Genomic DNA, 18,400 nt, shown 5'->3' on the forward strand with positions numbered 1-18,400 from the left:
CAAAATGAAGATTAGATCGCGGGGTGATCTGAATGAGAAACAAATTAACAATATGCCTTCTGAGTTTTTTAATCCTGCTTGGTCTTGCTCATTCTGTAATGCCCTCAACAGCTCATGCCTGCTCTTGTGCTGGCCCTGTCAGCATGGAAGAACAGTTGAGTCGGAAGACGGCAATTTTTACAGGAAAGCTGATCAGTCTTAGTCGACCGAACCAAGGAATGATTATGTCTTCCGCAGAACCGGTCTCAGCACAATTTGAAGTTATGAATGTGTGGAAAGGAGAGCTAGGTACAGAAGCCACCGTATACACTGCAACAAGTTCAGAAAGCTGCGGTTATGAAGGATTCGAAGTTGATGAAGAATATATCGTTTTTGCTTATGGACCTTATGATCAGCTCAAGACCGGTCTGTGTGAAGGGACAAAACAGCTTGACACTGCACAGGAAGAATTGGTCGCACTTGGAGCAGGGTATAAGCCGGTAGCAGATGCAAGCCCTGAAAAAAATACTTCGGAAACGCCCATCGTGCATAAGGATAGAGGAACAAGCTCGATTTGGAGTGTGACATTGGTGATTATTGCTGCCATGCTTGCTGTAACTCTACTGGTTGTATTATATAAGCGGCGTAAAAACTGAATTCAGCCATGAAATCCCAGCGGCATCACCACCAAAAAAAGAGCGGGCTGTAAATCAGCCAGCCCGCTCACATAGCCCCATCCCCCATGAAGAGGATTGGGGCTCTAACCAATTAAGGTGTTATCTTTAACCCATTGAGGCGAGCCGAAGAGCGAAGGGGACGGAATTGGAGTGGAGAAGCGGAGCGTTCGTCTTTGCCGTCAGACTTCAACCGTGTAATCACAGTAGAATCAAGAAGTCTGAGGGCAACAACGATCGGAACCCAATCCGTCCACGGAGCGCCCCAATTGAGCCCTTCCATCTCCGAAGCACCGCCAACACAAAAAGAGCGGGCTGTAAATCAGCCAGCCCGCTCACAGAGCCCCGCCCCCCACGCAGAGGATTGGGGCTCCAGCCATTTAAGGTGTTATCTTAAACCCATTGAGGCGAGCCGAAGAGCGAAGAGGACGGAATTGGAGTGAAGAAGCGGAGCGTTCGTCTTTGCCGTCAGACTTCAACCTTGTAATCACAGTAGAATCAAGAAGTCTGACGGCAACAACGATCGGAACCCAATCCGTCCACAGAGCGCCCCCAAGCGAGCCTTCCACCTCCAAAGCAACGCATCCAACACGCCTTTTCACCTCTGCAGCAACACTCTCAATTCGCACTTCATCCCCAGGTCCTATGTAATCCACCTTAGATCTGCTTCAAATAATCAACAATTGTCAGCAAGCCTTTGTCAAAGTTCTCCAGATTAAAATGCTCATTCGGTGCATGCAGATTCTCATCCGGCAGGCCAAAGCCCATCATGACAGCAGGAGCGTTCAGGGTACTGGACAGCTTCTCAACAATCGGAATTGATCCCCCGTCTTTGGTGAATAGAGCACGTGTGCCATAGACGTTCTCGAAGGCATCCGCTGCTTTTTGCAGGAATGGATGGCTTGGATCAATGTTAAAGGCAAATGCTTTTTCCTTGGGAGTAAAGGAGAGCTGTGCTCCCACCGGCGTATGTGCCTTAAGATGGGCTTCGATCGCGTCGAGCACCTTCTGAGGGTCCTGATCTGCGACGAGCCTGCACGTGATCTTGGCATGGGCCTCCTTCGGAATGACCGTCTTGCTGCCTTCCCCTTGGAAGCCGCCCCATACACCGTTCAGCTCCAGGGTTGGACGTGCGCCTACACGTTCTACGAAGGAGAAGCCTTCTTCACCAAACAGAGCGTCAAGCCCCAGATCCTTTTTCAGCTGATCCTCATCAAAATGTTGTTTTGCAAATTCTTCGCGCATCTCAGAGCTTAACTCTTGCACACCCTCGTAGAAACCATCTACAGAAACACGTCCTTGTGCATCATGCAGGGAAGCAAGCAGTGACACCATGGCATGAAGTGCGTTCGGGACGCCACCGCCATATGATCCGGAATGCAAATCCGTGTTTGCCGTATTTAGTGACAGTTCCATAGAGCACAGTCCGCGCAGTCCTGTTGAGATCGCAGGCTTGCCTGGAGCCAGCAGCGAGGTGTCGGAGATCAGGATCGCATCAGCTGCAAGCTTGTCCGTGTTGTCTGCCAAGTATAGCGGAAGATTTGGACTTGAAATTTCTTCTTCCCCTTCAATACAGAATTTAATGTTTACAGGCAGTTCTTTTTCCTGCTTCAAGATCGCCTCTACAGCCTTCACATGCAGGAATAATTGACCTTTGTCGTCTGTAGCTCCGCGGGAGTACAGCTTACCGTCCCGAATATCCGGTTCAAAAGGCGGTGTTTGCCACAGATGGAGCGGATCGACTGGCTGCACATCGTAATGACCGTAGATCAGAAGAGTTGGCTTCCCTTCTGCATGAAGGTAATCTGCCGTAACAACAGGATGACCTTGCGTAGGGTGAATCTCCACATGCTCAAGCCCCGCTGTCTTCAGCTTGTCAGCCAGCCATTCTGCCGCCTTCAGGACATCTCCTTTATGCTCGGACAGAGCAGAAATACTTGGAATTGCAAGCCATTCCTTTAATTCATTCATATGTGCTTCGCGATGTTCAGCAAAATATGCTTTATAATCAACGCTCATTGTTAAATTCATCCTCCTTCATTCATCATAAACAGCAGCAATGATATATTGCTTTGCCCTATTATTTTACACTCTTTTTGGCAGAATACGAAATTATTCCGGGATAAGATACGGAATTCCGCTAAGCTAGCAGGAAATGAACGGGGGACAGCGAATGCAAACAGAGAATATTTAAAACATTTACAAAATCATTAATAAATTAATACAGAATAAATTTCATAATAACATTAATTTGTCTATATAGTTCCAATATTCATCTTTATAATGAGCTATAAAATTGATTCAAATCGTATAGTAAACTTCATAGGAAACGGGCAGGTGAGTGATTCATGAATCCGCAGCAAGTGTTTTCGAGAGAGAAAGAATATGATCCACTACCTAGTGAGAAGAAGCGGCCTTTCAAAGGCCGGTACTATCGGAAGAATCTTATTACGATTCTGCTCATCGCGAGCATCCCAGGATTAATTACAGGAATCGTCATCTACTGGCTGGTCATCTCCCAGATGGAGGAGGAATTCAGCCGGCTGCATCAGAATCAGATCAGTAACCGGGCGGCGAACATTGCTGATCAATTCTCATATATGGAGCTTGGATTATCCCATTGGGCCTTTGAGCCTCGATTCGGCGAAGAATTAAAGGATATGGATTACATTTATCATTTTGATCAAACGGAGGATATTGTTACAACCTTGTATGTGTTACAGGGCTCACATCCGTTAATCGATAAGGTACAGCTCTATTTGAATGAGCCGAAGCCGATTTTGTTTAACCGCTCTTATGGAGAGTTGTCTGATGAACAGCTGATCCATTCCTATCACCAATATTTAATGGGCGGCGGTCAGGTGTACTGGACAGACAGGCTTCCAGGACAGCTCCTGCCCGAAGGCGATGAGAACACGGCTGAAGAGCTGTTGCATACGGACCCCAATGAAGCGCTGGTACTGGTACACAAAATTCCTGGAGGGAGCACGGCACCGTTCGGAGCCCTTATTGTGACGCTAGATAATGATAAAGTCAGAAGCATTCTGAAAACGCTTACTCCTTATGATCAAGGCTCGACCTTTTTGCTGGATAAGAGCGGAGAGGTGCTGGTGTCCAGTGGTGATCATCAAGGGGCCTCCTCCGGTGAGCTGAACGAGCAGATTAGGCAGCAGGTCGACCTGGAGCGTAATAACGGTTCTTTTTTGTATACCTTTGAAAATACAACCTATTCGGTGTCTTATGGTAAGCTCAGTCGCATTGACTCTGATTGGGTCTATGTATCCGCCGCTCCGATAACGGATATTACAGCACCCTTATTGTCGGTATCCAAATTCATTGTAATGGTCAGCGCGGCCGGTCTGCTTATTGCCATATTATTATCCTGGCTGGCCTCGCGGCGCATGTATTCACCTATTGAGCGGCTGCTCGGTGTATTGGGTACGAATGAAAAGGAGCGACTTCAAGGAACACTGCTGCATCATGACGAGTTTGAATTACTTGAAACTTATTGGAACGATCTTCTTACGGAAAGAAGCAGAGCAAGACGCAAGCTGGATGATCAGCTGCCTATGCTGCGTGGAAGCTTCGTTATGCAGTTGATTCAAGGGCATCTATCGTCCCATTCAGAAGCATATCTCATTGAACAGATGTCGGATCTCGGGTTCAAGGTAGAGGATCGCCAATTTTTGCTGGTGAAGCTGCGGCTGACGGGCTATTCGAATCTAAACGGTCGGTTCAACGAGCAGGACACAGGACTTGTCACTTTTGCAGCCGTAAATATTATTGAAGAGTTTGCCGCACAGCGGTTTGAGCAGGCTGCAGTCCTGAATTTTCATGATCTGTCCGCGGCTGTGCTCCTTACGGGCACGAATGAGGAGTCACTGAAGTCCGCTGCCCTTGTGTGGGGAGATGAGCTGATGCTGGTGATCAACCGGATCATGAAGATGAATGTAACGATCTTGATCAGCCGGCCAGCGGGCTTGGTATCCGAGCTCCCGGCACGATTCCTGGAGCTGGAGCAGGCAGAAGCATTTAGAAGCATTGAGGATCTGAATCAGCTTCTGGATCTGGATGAAGAGATGCAGTTTCAAAAAATAGAAGAGTCAAGCTACCCTTTCCTCCTTGAGCGTGATATCGTCCAGGCGGTGCGTACAGGCAAAATGGAAGAGGCGGAGCGTATCTTGTCACAATTTATGGAGGAGGCCATTAAGCCGCATACGACCGAGTACCAATTACAGCAAACGATGCTTCAGCTGCTGGCGAGCCTGCTTCATATGATGCTTCAGTCCGGAGTTCCCTCTCATCAGCTGTTCAAGGGGAGGAATCTGTATGAGGAGATTGCATCCTTGAAGGAACGGGTTCCGATTGAGAAGTGGATGAGACAAGAAGTATTTCTTCCTTATATCCGCTACATGGAAGAGAGATCTCATGCTGGGCTTAAGCCTGTTATTGACCGAACGATGCAGCGTATCGACGAGCAGTACATGACAGACATATCGCTGGAAAGCTGTGCAGACCAAGAGGGAATGACCCCTTATGCGCTCAGTAAAGCATTTAAACAGGTAGCAGGCATCAATTTTATTGATTATGTGACTTACAAACGGATTGAGGCAGCGAAGGAATTGCTGAGAGAAACAGATTTGAAAATGAATGATATCGCGGACCGAGTTGGTTATCAGCACAGCTATTTTAACCGGATTTTTAAGAAGCAGGAAGGAATGACGCCGGGTCAATATCGCGATCAATGGCATCAATAGCAGTGTGCTGAAGAATAGAAAGCCTCTACTTGTCCTCGTTGGATTCATTCGGTGGATAAGTAGAGCTTTTTTATAAGTGCGAATCCATTTTTAATGTGTGGTTACACAAGGTTTTATCCAATTTACAAAAAAAGTAATTCAGGCAAAAAAGTTCAATCGTATAAAAACCCCCGATTTTATCAGCATCTCAAAACGCTGTTATGACGTTCATTTCTGCCGATTTGGAGGGGCGGAACAAAAAATGAATGTTGGCGGAAACGCAAAACGTTGGATAAAGTAAGGATCATACATTTTGATAACGCTTTCAAAATGAACGAAAGAAAATGGAAAGGAGACGTCTATGAAAAATGATTCGCAGATCCCGGGAATCGTCGGTTACGGCTCTCAAATTCCTACGAAGGCGGACATTAAAAGGAATGCAAGAAAACGATGGCTGTCCCAGCTGAAACGCAACAAATGGTTATACCTGCTGGTCACGCCTGGACTTCTATACTTCCTTGTATTCAAATATGCGCCAATGTGGGGAATCGTCATTGCCTTTCAGGATTATCAGCCTTTTCTCGGTATCCGGGAAAGTGAATGGGTTGGGTTCGAAAATTTCACGACCTTTTTCCAAAATCCTGATTTCTACAGGCTGCTGCGCAACACCCTGATTCTGGCCGTGTATGATCTCGTATTTTTCTTCCCGGCTCCCATTCTTGTGGCCTTACTTCTCAATGAAATTTCAAAATCCTGGTTTAAACGAACCGTACAAACGTTAGTCTATGTTCCGCATTTTGTATCCATGGTTATTATCGCAAGTATTACGTATGTTTTTCTTACACCGGACGGTGGAGTTCTGTATGAGCTGATCGCCTGGATCACAGGCACACCTATCGATGTTCTATCTGATCCGGATGCCTTCAGACCGCTCATTATTATTCAGATGCTGTGGAAGGAAGTCGGCTGGGGCACGATTATCTTCTTAGCCGCGCTGGCAGGTGTAGATACCGAACAGTACGAGGCTGCCATTGTGGATGGCGCCGGACGCTTTCGCCGGATGTGGCATATTACATTGCCGGCCATCCGTAATGTCATCATTATTCTGCTCATTCTTCGTCTGGGGAACTTCCTTGATACTGGATTTGAGCAAATCTTCCTCATGACCAACTCCCTTAACCGCGATGTTGCTGATGTGTTCGATACTTACGTATACCAGGTCGGTATTACTCAAGGGGCATTCAGTTACAGTACAGCGGTCGGATTATTCAAGTCGGTCGTAGGGATTATCCTCATTCTTGGAGCGAATAAGCTCGCCAAGAAGTTCGGCCACTCCGGCATCTACTAGACAAAAATATCTGCCAATAACATGACTCTTGCAAAGGAGGGACAGTAGATGGACAAAAGGTTTAATACGCCGGGCGGACGAGTCTTTGACGTATTTAATTACCTGATTCTCAGCATCTTCGGGATTGTCACGGTGCTTCCGTTTCTATATATCATCGGCAACTCATTTGCCACGGAAGCCGAAATCACGGCACGAAACTTCTTTCTCATTCCACATGATATTTCCTTTAGTGCGTATCAGTACATTTTTTCATCATCTACGATTTTTAAGAGCATTGGTAACTCCGTATATATTACGGTTGTCGGAACACTCGTTAATCTGCTGTTCACACTAACCATGGCGTATCCGCTCTCCCGCAAGGATTTTTGGGGACGGAATGTCATTATGAATCTCGTCATCTTCTCCATGCTGTTCGGAGGAGGGATGATTCCGACCTATCTGGTCATTCGAGAGCTGGGTCTCCTGGATACGTATTGGTCCTTGATTTTACCTGGTGCCATCGGCGCCTTTAACCTGATTGTCGTCAAAAACTTTTTTCAAGAGCTGCCTGCCGGACTGGAAGAAGCGGCACGGATTGACGGCTGTACAGATCTCGGTGTATTTTGGCGCATTGTTCTTCCCCTCTCCAAGCCGGTCATTGCTACGTTTGCGTTGTTTTATGCAGTAGGGCATTGGAATAACTTCTTCTCGGCGCTCTTGTACCTGTCGGACAGTGCCATGTGGCCGCTGCAGGTCATGCTCAGACAGATCGTGCTGCTCTCGCAGGGCACAGCCGGAGATATGGCCAACATGGACCCGAGCTTTGTTCAGCCTCCGGAGCAATCCATTAAGATGGCGGTCATCGTGGTTGGCACGATTCCAATTCTGCTTGTTTACCCGTTCCTTCAGAAGCACTTTGCCAAAGGCATGCTGCTTGGTTCGATTAAGGGTTAATCCAAATAAACTATTCAATGGGGGTACTGTTTATGAAACAAGCCAAGAAGTCTGTGAAGCATTCAATCAAAGTTCTAAGCACTTCGTTCCTTGTGGCGGCGATGCTTGCCGCTTGCTCATCCTCGCCGGACGGCAACGGTGAGCAGGCGCAGTCCGGTTCATCCGGAGGAGAAGCCGCAGGCAAATTGGAGCTTGGTATTATGGTACCGAACTTTGAAGCGGAAACGCCGGCTGCCGATAATCCCGTCATTCAGAAGCTGGAGGAGCTGACGAATACAGAGCTGGAATTTCAGTGGGTGCCTAGCAGCTCATATGAAGACAAGTTCAACATTACGCTGGCCTCGGGAAAGCTGCCCGATGTCATGGTTGTTCTCGGTAAATCGCCAAGCTTCATCAATGCCGCACGCAACGGTGCCTTCTGGGAGCTGGGTCCTTATCTGAAGGATTATCCGAACTTGTCCCAAGCGAATGAGATTATTCTGAACAATGCCTCGATTGATGGGAAGACGTATGGAATATATCGTGCACGGGTATTGGGGCGTAACGGTGTTACCATCCGGAAGGATTGGCTGGATAATCTGGGGCTCAGCGCACCAACGACCATTGATGAATTTTACAACGTAATGAAGGCCTTCACGGAGAATGATCCGGACGGCAATGGGAAGAAGGATACGTACGGGCTGATTGCAAGTAAATTCAATGGGCCTTGGGATATCATGTCGGTGTGGTTTGGTGCACCGAACCGCTGGGGTGAGGATGAGAACGGCCAGCTTGTTCCGGCTCACAAGACTCCACAATATTTGGAAGCGCTCAAGTTCTTCCGTAAGCTGTATGAGGAAGGACTCGTCAACAAGGATTTTGCAGTTATGGATGCAACGAAGATGCCGGATCTGATGGTCAATGGAAAAGGCGGTGTTATGGTCGACGTAGCGGATAACGCTCAGCGGATTGATCAGAAGGTGCTGGAGAAGGATCCAAATGCGACGGGAGCCATCGACGTGCTGCCTGCTATGGTTGGACCTGAAGGGCATCGAGATATGCCGACCTCGGGCTACTCCGGAATGATTGCTATTTCGAAGAGCGGTGTGAAGACAGAAGAAGAATTGAAGGAAGTGCTGACCTTCCTAGACAAGCTGAACGAGGAAGAGCTGCAGATGCTGATGAGTTCAGGCATCGAGGGTACGCACTATGAGAAGAAAGAGGACTATATCGTACCGAGTACGGATAAACAGATTTTGCGCGATTTGAATGGTACGAATCAGATCCTGATGTTCATTCCGGAAACGCGGGGTCTCAGCGTAGAGCAGACACCAGTCCGTCAGAAGGTTGCAGAAATTCAGAAGGCAAATGAAGAGATCGTCATTCCTAACCCGGGCGAGCCTCTAATCTCGGATGTGTATGCGCAAAAGGGACCTCAGCTCGACAACATTATTAATGATGCCCGTACCAAGTTTATTGTCGGCCAGATTGATGAACAAGGACTGCAGGAAGCCTTCGAACTATGGGAGGCAAACGGAGGTACGGAATATATCGAGGAAGTAAACAAGCTGTACGCTGAGGTTAAACAGTAAGAGCTCTTCATTAGCCAGCAGCAATCATAGATGAGGAGAGCGGGATGTCCCCCTCTCCTTTTCCGCTCATGAACAATTCGAACGGAATTAAAACCTTACTGAGGAGGTGGCTTTATGTTGGTGTCACAGACGTTCCAGAATCCGGGTAACGAATTCAGAGTGCAGCCCTTTTGGTTCTGGAATGGGGAGATGGATGACGAGCAAATTGCATTCCAGATTGCCGAAATGGCAAAGCAAGGTGTTGGCGGTTTTTTTATCTGCGCAAGACAGGGGCTGACCATTCCTTATCTGTCACAGGCTTGGTTTGACAAGGTAAAGGTTGCGGTGAGTGAGGCGAAGAAATACGGACTCCATGTGTGGCTATACGATGAGTATCCTTACCCGAGTGGGATGGCAGGAGGCGAGGTCACTCTCGAAATGCCGGAGGCGAAGCAGCGTACGCTGGAGCATTACACGAGACAGATCTCCAGTGGGGAAAAAGTGTCCTGGACTCTGCCATGGGCTGTAATTTTGTATGCGAAGGCCATTCGTCTGGATGAGAGTGGCAGACGTGTATGGGAAGAAACGATTGATCTTCGCAAATTCATCGGGAACGTTCAGCTTGAGCAGGTCTATCAGGAGACGGGTCTGACCTCCTATAATCGTAAGCGATTTTTTACCTATGAAACGGCATTTCAGCTTGAATGGGCTCCTCCGGCGGGAGATTGGGAAATGATCATCTTCATGGAGAAGGAAATGACGGATTTTAAATATTATGGTAATTTTGTAGATCCCATGAATGAAAAGGCGATGAAACGATTCATTGAGCTGACACATGAACGGTATGAGGCAGAATTGGGTGAAGAGTTTGGGGGTGTCATCCAAGGGATATTCACGGACGAAATTGCGCCGCTGGGCCGCATACCGTGGTCATCGCAGCTGCCTGCTTTTTTCAAGTCACAGAACGGGTATGATCTGCTGGAGCACTTGCCGGCACTGATATGCAGAGATGCAAGAGATGCCGCTCGAATCCGCTACGATTACTTTCAATCGGTTCATCTGCTGCTCAGACAATCGGTGCACAAGCAGGCCCATGATTTCTGTGAGCGGACGGGAATACAGTATGCGGCAGAGGTTCCCTCCGTCCGAATGACGACACAGCTGTACAGTCATCTTCCCGGTGGAGATTCGGCGCACGAGAAGATCGGAAGATCGCTGTCCTATATCCTTGACCGATATGGACTCAAGATGCGGGATAATCCGAAGATGGTCAGCTCGCTCGCAAGACAGCTGGGGAGAAAGCGGAATATGATTGAATGCTTCCACAGTGTGGGCTGGTCCATGACATTGCAGGATGCCAAGTGGATGATTGACCGAATGGCGGCACTGGGTACGAACTTTTATAATTTTCATGCCTTTTTCTATACGATTGGCGGTCTTGCGAAGCATGATGCTCCCCCATCACAGTTCGTACAGAACCCCTATTGGCCGTATTTCCGTGAGCTGGGCGATTATGTGGGGCGAATCAGCTATCTGATGTCTGAGGGACATGCAGATATTCGAATCGCTGTGCTGGATCCGACAACCTCCTTCTGGACCTTAATGGGGAATCCGCTGCATGGATTCAGCTATGCAGGTGTCGACGAGGAGGAGAAGGAGGAGCTCGAACAGCTTAAGCACGACTGGCTTACTTTGACTACGCTTCTGCTTAAGCATCGCCGGGATTATGATCATCTCGACCCAGAGCTGTTAGCAAGCAGCACCGTGGACGATGGTAAGATCCGGATTGGTGAAGCCTGCTACGATGTGTTGATATTACCGCCGCTCAACAATCTGGAGGCAGAACCATGGCAGAAGCTATGCACTTACGTACAGGCTGGCGGCAAAGTGATCTCCATCGGCAGACTTCCGAATGAAATGATTCAGGCTGCCAGCCCTGGGAAGGAACAGATCGAAGTGCTTCTGGATGCGGAGAATGCCCGATTTATCCGTACCGATGAGGGCTTGGAGAAGGCTTTTACCAGAGATGTGCTGCCTTTGCTTGATGAGTGGGCCCCTGAATTCGTCACTTTAGAAATGAAGGAGGACCCGTTAGCAGTGCTTCAGCAGATTCGGTGGATATCTGATGATCAGGCGCTTCTGTTTGTAACGAATCAGGAAGGAGAGCTAATCAGCGCAAACCTGCGGATAAATGCGGAGGAATTTAAGGCGAGAGTGGACAGAGGCGATGCCGCAGATGACGCACAAGATCAGCTCCACATTAGGATGAAGCAAATATCGCTGGAGACGGGAAGTGAAGATGCACCGGCTGCAATTACACCGCTCTATTCGGAAACAGGTATGGTAAGCGGGTATGAACGATCTATCGAGCTGGCTCCTTACGAAGCACAAGCTTATCTGATCGAAAGGAGTCCTAAGCCAGAGGATATTCCTATTCAGGCAGTGAAGGCGGTAACGGAATCGAATCGATGCTGTCAGGAAGTGCTGATTCCTTTATCCGGAGCCTGGGAGCTGAAGGCCGCTGAGGAGAATAAATTAAGGCTCGGCGAGTTCTCTTTGACCGTTATGGATGCGGATGGCAAGGTACATCTCCGTGGCGCCCAAGTTACAGCCAAACCCTTCATTGACCAGGTTGCTGAATGGGGCAGCGAAGGGCTGCCCATTAGGTTCGATCAAGTATTCGGTACGCCGAAAAAGGCTCAGCTGGCCTATCCTTTGTACGCTCGATATGTCACTGAATTCGATTGCCGTACGAAGCTGAGCCATGCGCTGCTCTTTTTTGACCGGTATGCCATTAATGGTGAGTATACCCTTGATGTGAATGGAAGAAGGCTTACGGGGGACGAATTTAAGTCCGTCAACATTACCGATCACAATAACATCGCTGCGAGCATCGGGGCTTACCTCTATGAAGGCATCAATAAGATTGTGGTTGAGGTTCGGATCGAGAATGACGATGACGGGCTTTTGGATCCTTTGATGCTCTCGGGCAGCTTTGGTGTTTATTACGTGGGTGAACAGCTTGTACTTCAGGATATACCAGACCAGACTGCCATTCTCCAGCCGGAGCCTGTGGAGGGGTATCCGTATTATGCGGGCACTATGCGTTATCGCCGTACCTTTATGTACTCAGCTCCAGCCATTCAAAATACCGATAAATTCGAGCTTACCTTCGACGATTTCCGGATTCAAGATGTGGTCGAGCTCCGTGTAAATGGCCATTCACTCGGTGTAAGAGCATGGTCGCCGTACCAATGGACCGGAAGCACCTCTATCCTGAAGGATGGAGAGAATGAAATCGAAGTGAGTGTGACGGGAACGCTGATCGGGCTGCTCGAAGGAGCGTATTTTGATCAGGATGAGCACGCGCTCAGAAATGTGAAGGAACGTTATCGCAAGCCAAAATCGCTGTCTAAGGAGAGAATTTGATATGAGCAAAAAAACGTATGTACTTGTCGGTACGGGCGGAAGAGCTGGATTTTTCTATACGGCACTGGCCAAAGATTTTCGGGAGCAGTCGGAGCTGCTGGCATTTTGCGATACGAATCAGACACGGATGAATTACGCGAATCAAATATTAACAGAGCAGTGCGGATATCACGAGGTTCCTACCTACAAGGATCATCAGTTTGACGAAATGATTGAGGCGCACAAGCCGGACTATGTCATCGTCACGAGTATTGACCGGACACATCATCGTTATATCATTCGAGCCATGGAGCTTGGCTGCGACGTCATTACAGAGAAGCCGATGATTGTTGACGAAGAGAAGTGCCAGGAGATACTCGATGCGGTGGAGAAGACCGGACGAAACGTGAGAGTGACCTTCAACTACCGCTATGCTCCTCATCATACCAAAGCTCGTGAGCTTATTATGAACGGTACAATCGGTGACGTGCATTCTGTACATTTTGAATGGTTGCTGAACACTCAGCATGGGGCCGACTATTTCCGCAGATGGCACCGGGATAAGCGAAACAGCGGAGGTCTGCTGGTACATAAATCAACACACCACTTTGACCTCGTCAATTTCTGGATTGGCTCACAGCCGGAGACTGTATTTGCCTTCGGGGACCTGCTCTTCTATGGCAAGGAAAATGCCGAGAAACGCGGTGAGCGTCATGACTATCCGAGAGCAACCGGTCATGCGAATGCCAAGGAGGACCCGTTTGCGCTGCACCTGGATCAAAGCGAGGGATTAAAGGCCATGTATTTCGATGCTGAGCACGAGGACGGCTACCAGCGTGATCAGAATGTGTTCGGAGACGGAATCAGTATAGAAGACACGATGGGCGTTCTCGTTAAATACAAGAACCGTGCTGTGCTGACATATTCCTTAAATGCCTATATGCCGTGGGAAGGGTACCGAATTGCCTTTAATGGCAGCAAAGGCCGGATTGAGATGAATATCGTCGAGCAGTCCTATGTGAATGCCGGTGGTGACAGAGCCATTGAAGGCGCACTTCAGGGACATAACATCACCGTGTATCCTATGTTTGATGCCCCTTATCGTGTCGAGGTAGAGGAAGGCGAAGGAGGCCATGGCGGTGGTGACCCGGTGCTGCTTAACGATCTGTTCGGAGAGCCAGTTGAGGATCCGTTTCATCGTGCAGCGAATCATGTGGACGGTGCAAGGTCCATTCTGACAGGTATTGCGGCGAATAGAGCCATACGCACAGGACTGCCTGTTCAGATCAATGATCTCGTTAAGTTTTATAACTGATCCCTGTGATCGTCTCGTGCAGTTAATCTATATCAGAATAAAGGAGCGGATAAGATGCGTTATTTTCACGAAAATGAGTCCATTGCAAGCCGCACTCACGATGCTATAGAGGATGTGTTGTCCACCATTGCGCAGCGTTATATCGGTGATAATCCGAAGCAGTCCTTCTTGTTCAGGGCGTATAATGAAGCTGGCTTTAACCGTCTGCCTGACTATAGATATGAAATGAATCTGAATGATCGTCTGCCGGATGCACCGTCAGGAAGCTATGCCTTTATATGGGGGAAGCTGTGGAGTCAGAATCCGAATGAAACCAAGCTCAATATGAGCCTGAGCTGCTATAGCCCGGTAACCATATACGTAAATGGGGAGCTGTTCTTCAAATCAGATCTTCATCAGGAGCTGTTTCCCGACAGACGCTGGCCGCTTGCTGTTCCCGTTCAGTATGGCTGGAATGATATTGTACTTCAGTTTGTGAAGACCGATGTAGGCTTTGGCGGTGTGTTTGGTACGGGATCCTTTAAAAATTTCCCGCTGCACTTCATCAATCCTAGCGCTGATCGTAACGATCAGGAGGGATGGATGTACTCAGAGTTCTTCACCAATCCGGAGCAGGAGCTGCCTAGACTTGGAATGAAGGAGAAGGACACGGATCTCATCTGGTATCCTCGCCAAAGCTGGACAAAGGAGGAGCTGGATCAAGGAGTGTTCGGCAGAATGTACGGGCTGGAGGCAGCGCAGACGGCTTATGCATGGAGCACCTTCCACGTCAAGCAGCCCGAGGGCAAGCCGGTGCGGATTAAGGGGCGTCATGACGGGGCTCTATCGCTGTATGTCGATGGTGAAGAAGTCTATGCTTCAAGTACTTCCGGCGAGATCGACCTGAAGCTTCCACGGATATTCGGAGCCCATCAGCTCATCGCAAAAGGGACCAATACAGAGGCAGCGGCTGCACGGTGGGGATTTGAGCTCAAGGACTTCGGACGTAACAGCGGGGTGAGCTGGAATTTGCCTTATCGGGTGGCAGGCAGTCAGGATTCATGGCTGTATTTAGGGCCGTTTGATCCTTCGAACGAGCCGCAGCTGAGCACCGTTCAAGAAGTGAACCGAATCCATGGTGACGATACTAGAGGTGTATACTACCGTATTGATCTTCCGAATACAGTCATTCGGCCTTATCTGGAGAGCACACATTACGGGAAATGGAATTATCCACTCGGTGTGACGCTGCTCGGATTGATGCAGACCGGGCTTGAGCTGGGCGAGGAAGCGTATGTCCGCTATGCGGTAGAGCATATTTCGCTCAGCACGTCATTTGATAAGTATGGATTATGGGACAGAGCGACTTATGGTGCAGCAGGTATTAACAATCAGCTGTCCGCTATAGATAGTCTCGATGACTGCGGATCCTTTGGAGCAACGATGCTGTTTGCCATGGAGCAGGCTTCTATTCCAGGCGGCAGGGACACGGCGGATCGAATTGCCAAATACATGAGGGAAGATCAAGAGCGTCTGCCGGACGGGGCTTTTTTCCGAAGAAGAGGAGCAGCAGAGATGAGACAGGAGACGATGTGGTGTGATGATCTATACATGAGCACTCCGTTTCTGACGCGGTACGCCAAGCTGGCTGGCGACAGCACCTATCTTGAGGATGCCGTCCAGCAGTTTCTGTTGTTCAAGCAATATCTCTATATTCCAGAACGGAAGATCATGTCACATGTTTATGATTTTGTCAGAGGAAGCGCAACAGGCATCCCATGGGGAAGAGGCAATGGCTGGGTGCTGTTTTCACTGACAGAACTGCTGACAATGCTGCCAGAGACACACGAGAAGCGGTCCGAGCTGCTTGGGTTCTACCGTGATTTATGTGAAGGATATCTTGCCCTGCAAGGAGAAAACGGTCTATGGCATCAGGTACTGAATCGTCCGGACAGCTATGAAGAGAGCTCCTGTACCTCAATGTTTATATACGCTTATGCCAAAGGCGTGCGTTTTGGCTGGCTGAAGGATGCGGGCAAGTATGTGGATTCCGTGTTAAGGGGCTGGGAGGGACTCACCCGGATCGCTATCGACTACAAAGGGAATATATATGGAGTCTGCAGAGGGTCAGGATATTCCTTCACGGCTTCCTACTACAAGGATGATCTCGGTTGGAACCTGAATGATACCCACGGAATCGGCATTGTACTGCTCGCAGGGGTAGAAGCTTTAAGAATGCAGGTTGCACTTAGGGAGAGTGCAGATTCAGATGCTTTTGCGGTATCAGGACAACATTAATTGAACCTCAACCTATTGAACATGCAATAAAGCCTTCTCTTCATAACCGAAGAAAGGCTTTATTTGCATGGATTTTGATGACTTGAGCTTCGCTCTGATCAAAATAATTCCAGCTGCTCGGGTTCTTCATCCTGCTTCTTCCGGATCACTTCAGAAGCCAGCGGCTGTGGTATCATACCGAGCATCGTCATCAGCTGCTTAGCGTTTGCTGCGGCATCTCCGCCGGAGTTATTATTGAACACGACACAGATCTCCTGGCTTTGCTTCTCAAGCTGATCCAGCCGTTCCTTCCATTCAGAGAGCTCCTCCTCATTGTATCGATAGAGATATCTTACCTCCCGCCAATTCGGGGCTCCGCTCTGATGCCAGCCGGATGCGTTTCGCCCATGGAATCGCACGATGCTGAGATCTGCATCTGTAGCACTTAGTACGGTCGGAATCGAACCTTGCCCTGCACTCGGCTCGTCGCAGATGCTGTGGATCCAGCCTTCTTTTTTCATAAAGGCAAGCGTTCTATGCATCATCTCACCTTCAAACCAGCTGCGGTGTCTGAATTCAAGTGCACAGGGGATATGCTGCATTCGCTCCTTGATACTGCGAAGTGTACCTACGTTCTCTCGATTACAATCAAACCAAGGCGGGAACTGGAACAGTACGGCTTTCATTTTACCTTTCTCGATCATGGGTGCGAGCGACTCCATAAAAGCGGCATACATGCTGTCTGTATCGGGGAAATAGGGTTTACCTCGCAGGTGACCGGTCATGCCTTGATAGGCCTTGACAATGAAGGAGAAATGATCAGGCGTTTCCTCCGTCCATCTTGCCATTCTCTCTGCCGGCTGCACTGCATAGAAAGAGCTGTCGACTTCTACCACGGAAAAATGGGCACTGTATTTGATCAGCTTGTCCTTCGGCTTCGTACCGGGCAAATATAAGTCGTCATGGTCTCCCCAGCCGGTCAGACCAATGTTAATCATCGGATATCCCTCCTTCATTAAGGGTCGTACTTATTATTAAGCTGTATTGGGCCATTATAAATCATGATTTCAACCATGTTCAAACCGGTCAATTATGGAGTATCCTTTAGAATGACTTCATTAGGAAGGAGGCCATTCATGAAACTGCCGGAATGGACACATCACGAACAAGAAGGAATTATCCAGGTGAAGATCACGATGTCATTCCCGCTTAGATGGGTGAACAGCTACATACTTCGAGGAGATGACGGAGTTACGATCATTGATCCCGGGCCGCGCTCCCCTGTAACAGAAGCGGAGTGGGACAAGGTCTGGTCTGAGCTTGCAATTCATCCGAAGCACGATATTAAGCAAATTGTGCTGACACATCATCATCCGGATCATTATGGCCTTTCAGGCTGGATGCAGGAGCAGAGTGAAGCAAGCGTATGGATGTCGAAGAGGGCACACGCAGAAGCTCAGTATATGTGGGGAGAAGCTGCAGATATTAACGATCAGCTGCCCGATTTTTTCAGAGCACATGGCATGACAGAGGAGTGGGCACAGCAGCTGAGACCCCATTTAGAGAGCTTTGACAGCGAGGTGCTGCCTGCGCCAATGGTTAGTTATATAGAAGGTGAACGGTTTGATATGGCTGGAAGGCACTTTTCTGTGATAGAAACCGGTGGACATGCTCCGGGTCATCTGTCTTTTTATGAAGAGAGCACGGGAATCATCCTCTGTGGAGATGCCGTCCTTCCCCAAATCTCACCGAATGTGAGCCTGCTGCCCGGAAGTGATGAACAGCCTTTGCGCCATTTTATTGAGGGACTGCATCAGTTGTCGGGACTGAAGGTGAGCAGAGCCTTTGCGGGACATCGCCATCCTTTCACTGGCTTTGAGAGTCGTATTCAAGGACTGCTGAAGCATCATGAGGAACGTCTGGATGAGATGGAAGGGATGCTGCAGGAGGGGGAGAAGACGGCTTTTGAGGTCTGTGTGAAGCTGTTCGGGACGAAGTTTGGTATTCATCAAATGCGGTTTGCTATGGCAGAGACATTGGCGCATTTGGATGAATTGGTACGGCTGGGCAGGGCTGTCATGAAACTGCCGGATTCGAGAGAAAAAATAGTGAAATTTGCTCCAGCATAAGCGAGTAATACTCCGAATCATTCGGTTGATAATTTGCTAACCAAAGGGTACCGATCACGGGATGAACGGTAC

The 18,400-nt window shown here is 48.8% G+C and carries 13 protein-coding genes; 9 read left to right on the forward strand and 4 right to left on the reverse strand.

Annotated features, from left to right (window positions below; genetic code table 11):
* Window positions 1-32 precede the first annotated feature (32 nt).
* Window positions 33-635 carry a hypothetical protein gene (locus BLW49_RS22050; RefSeq protein WP_090726905.1) on the forward strand — a complete coding sequence of 201 codons (603 nt, stop codon included), beginning with the start codon at window positions 33-35 and terminating at the stop codon, window positions 633-635.
* Between the two features lie 112 nt (window positions 636-747).
* Here the strand turns inward: BLW49_RS22050 and BLW49_RS28580 are convergent, their stop codons facing one another.
* The 3 genes from BLW49_RS28580 to BLW49_RS22060 all read right to left on the reverse strand — a co-directional run bounded on the left by BLW49_RS28580 (window position 748) and on the right by BLW49_RS22060 (window position 2,672).
* Window positions 748-936, reverse strand: coding sequence for a hypothetical protein (locus BLW49_RS28580; RefSeq protein ID WP_143042147.1), 189 nt, complete (start codon window positions 934-936; stop codon window positions 748-750).
* A 97-nt stretch (window positions 937-1,033) separates the two neighbouring features.
* Complete coding sequence (locus BLW49_RS22055; protein WP_090726906.1) at window positions 1,034-1,309, reverse strand: hypothetical protein; 276 nt, start codon at window positions 1,307-1,309, stop codon at window positions 1,034-1,036.
* A gap of 1 nt (window position 1,310) precedes the next feature.
* Window positions 1,311-2,672 (reverse strand): dipeptidase, encoded by a 1,362-nt coding sequence (locus tag BLW49_RS22060; RefSeq protein WP_090726908.1) that lies wholly within the window; start codon window positions 2,670-2,672, stop codon window positions 1,311-1,313.
* Between the two features lie 329 nt (window positions 2,673-3,001).
* Between BLW49_RS22060 and BLW49_RS22065 the strand changes: the two genes are divergently transcribed.
* The 7 genes from BLW49_RS22065 (at window position 3,002) to BLW49_RS22095 (ending at window position 16,220) form a co-directional block, all read left to right on the forward strand.
* Window positions 3,002-5,410: a helix-turn-helix domain-containing protein gene (locus tag BLW49_RS22065; protein ID WP_090726910.1), complete on the forward strand. Its 2,409-nt coding sequence runs from the start codon at window positions 3,002-3,004 to the stop codon at window positions 5,408-5,410.
* A 340-nt stretch (window positions 5,411-5,750) separates the two neighbouring features.
* Complete coding sequence (locus tag BLW49_RS22070; RefSeq protein WP_090726912.1) at window positions 5,751-6,737, forward strand: ABC transporter permease; 987 nt, start codon at window positions 5,751-5,753, stop codon at window positions 6,735-6,737.
* A gap of 48 nt (window positions 6,738-6,785) precedes the next feature.
* A complete protein-coding gene (locus tag BLW49_RS22075; RefSeq protein ID WP_090726914.1) occupies window positions 6,786-7,670 on the forward strand; it encodes a carbohydrate ABC transporter permease in 885 nt (294 codons plus the stop codon).
* A 32-nt stretch (window positions 7,671-7,702) separates the two neighbouring features.
* Entirely contained in the window at window positions 7,703-9,241 is a 1,539-nt protein-coding gene (locus tag BLW49_RS22080; protein ID WP_076315101.1) for an extracellular solute-binding protein, read from the forward strand.
* A 114-nt stretch (window positions 9,242-9,355) separates the two neighbouring features.
* Window positions 9,356-12,649: a glycosyl hydrolase gene (locus BLW49_RS22085; protein WP_090726916.1), complete on the forward strand. Its 3,294-nt coding sequence runs from the start codon at window positions 9,356-9,358 to the stop codon at window positions 12,647-12,649.
* Between the two features lies 1 nt (window position 12,650).
* Window positions 12,651-13,943: a Gfo/Idh/MocA family protein gene (locus BLW49_RS22090; protein WP_090726918.1), complete on the forward strand. Its 1,293-nt coding sequence runs from the start codon at window positions 12,651-12,653 to the stop codon at window positions 13,941-13,943.
* Between the two features lie 54 nt (window positions 13,944-13,997).
* Window positions 13,998-16,220: a glycoside hydrolase family 88/105 protein gene (locus BLW49_RS22095; protein WP_090726920.1), complete on the forward strand. Its 2,223-nt coding sequence runs from the start codon at window positions 13,998-14,000 to the stop codon at window positions 16,218-16,220.
* A 98-nt stretch (window positions 16,221-16,318) separates the two neighbouring features.
* Here the strand turns inward: BLW49_RS22095 and BLW49_RS22100 are convergent, their stop codons facing one another.
* Window positions 16,319-17,197 carry a DUF72 domain-containing protein gene (locus BLW49_RS22100; protein ID WP_090726922.1) on the reverse strand — a complete coding sequence of 293 codons (879 nt, stop codon included), beginning with the start codon at window positions 17,195-17,197 and terminating at the stop codon, window positions 16,319-16,321.
* A gap of 138 nt (window positions 17,198-17,335) precedes the next feature.
* Here BLW49_RS22100 and BLW49_RS22105 point away from each other — a divergent pair, with 138 nt between their 5' ends.
* A complete protein-coding gene (locus BLW49_RS22105; RefSeq protein ID WP_076315106.1) occupies window positions 17,336-18,328 on the forward strand; it encodes an MBL fold metallo-hydrolase in 993 nt (330 codons plus the stop codon).
* The last annotated feature ends 72 nt before the right edge of the window (window positions 18,329-18,400 follow it).

Origin of the sequence: Paenibacillus sp. PDC88 (assembly GCF_900106725.1) — a bacterium.
Lineage (GTDB): Bacteria > Bacillota > Bacilli > Paenibacillales > Paenibacillaceae > Paenibacillus > Paenibacillus shunpengii.

Coding starts and splice junctions, on each gene's coding strand:
- BLW49_RS22090 (WP_090726918.1), top strand. CDS start 12,651: ATGAGCAAAAAAACGTATGTACTTGTCGGTACGGGCGGAAGAGCTGGA.
- BLW49_RS22060 (WP_090726908.1), bottom strand. CDS start 2,672: ATGAGCGTTGATTATAAAGCATATTTTGCTGAACATCGCGAAGCACAT.
- BLW49_RS22100 (WP_090726922.1), bottom strand. CDS start 17,197: ATGATTAACATTGGTCTGACCGGCTGGGGAGACCATGACGACTTATAT.
- BLW49_RS22075 (WP_090726914.1), top strand. CDS start 6,786: ATGGACAAAAGGTTTAATACGCCGGGCGGACGAGTCTTTGACGTATTT.
- BLW49_RS22080 (WP_076315101.1), top strand. CDS start 7,703: ATGAAACAAGCCAAGAAGTCTGTGAAGCATTCAATCAAAGTTCTAAGC.
- BLW49_RS22065 (WP_090726910.1), top strand. CDS start 3,002: ATGAATCCGCAGCAAGTGTTTTCGAGAGAGAAAGAATATGATCCACTA.
- BLW49_RS28580 (WP_143042147.1), bottom strand. CDS start 936: ATGGAAGGGCTCAATTGGGGCGCTCCGTGGACGGATTGGGTTCCGATC.
- BLW49_RS22105 (WP_076315106.1), top strand. CDS start 17,336: ATGAAACTGCCGGAATGGACACATCACGAACAAGAAGGAATTATCCAG.
- BLW49_RS22085 (WP_090726916.1), top strand. CDS start 9,356: ATGTTGGTGTCACAGACGTTCCAGAATCCGGGTAACGAATTCAGAGTG.
- BLW49_RS22050 (WP_090726905.1), top strand. CDS start 33: ATGAGAAACAAATTAACAATATGCCTTCTGAGTTTTTTAATCCTGCTT.
- BLW49_RS22095 (WP_090726920.1), top strand. CDS start 13,998: ATGCGTTATTTTCACGAAAATGAGTCCATTGCAAGCCGCACTCACGAT.
- BLW49_RS22070 (WP_090726912.1), top strand. CDS start 5,751: ATGAAAAATGATTCGCAGATCCCGGGAATCGTCGGTTACGGCTCTCAA.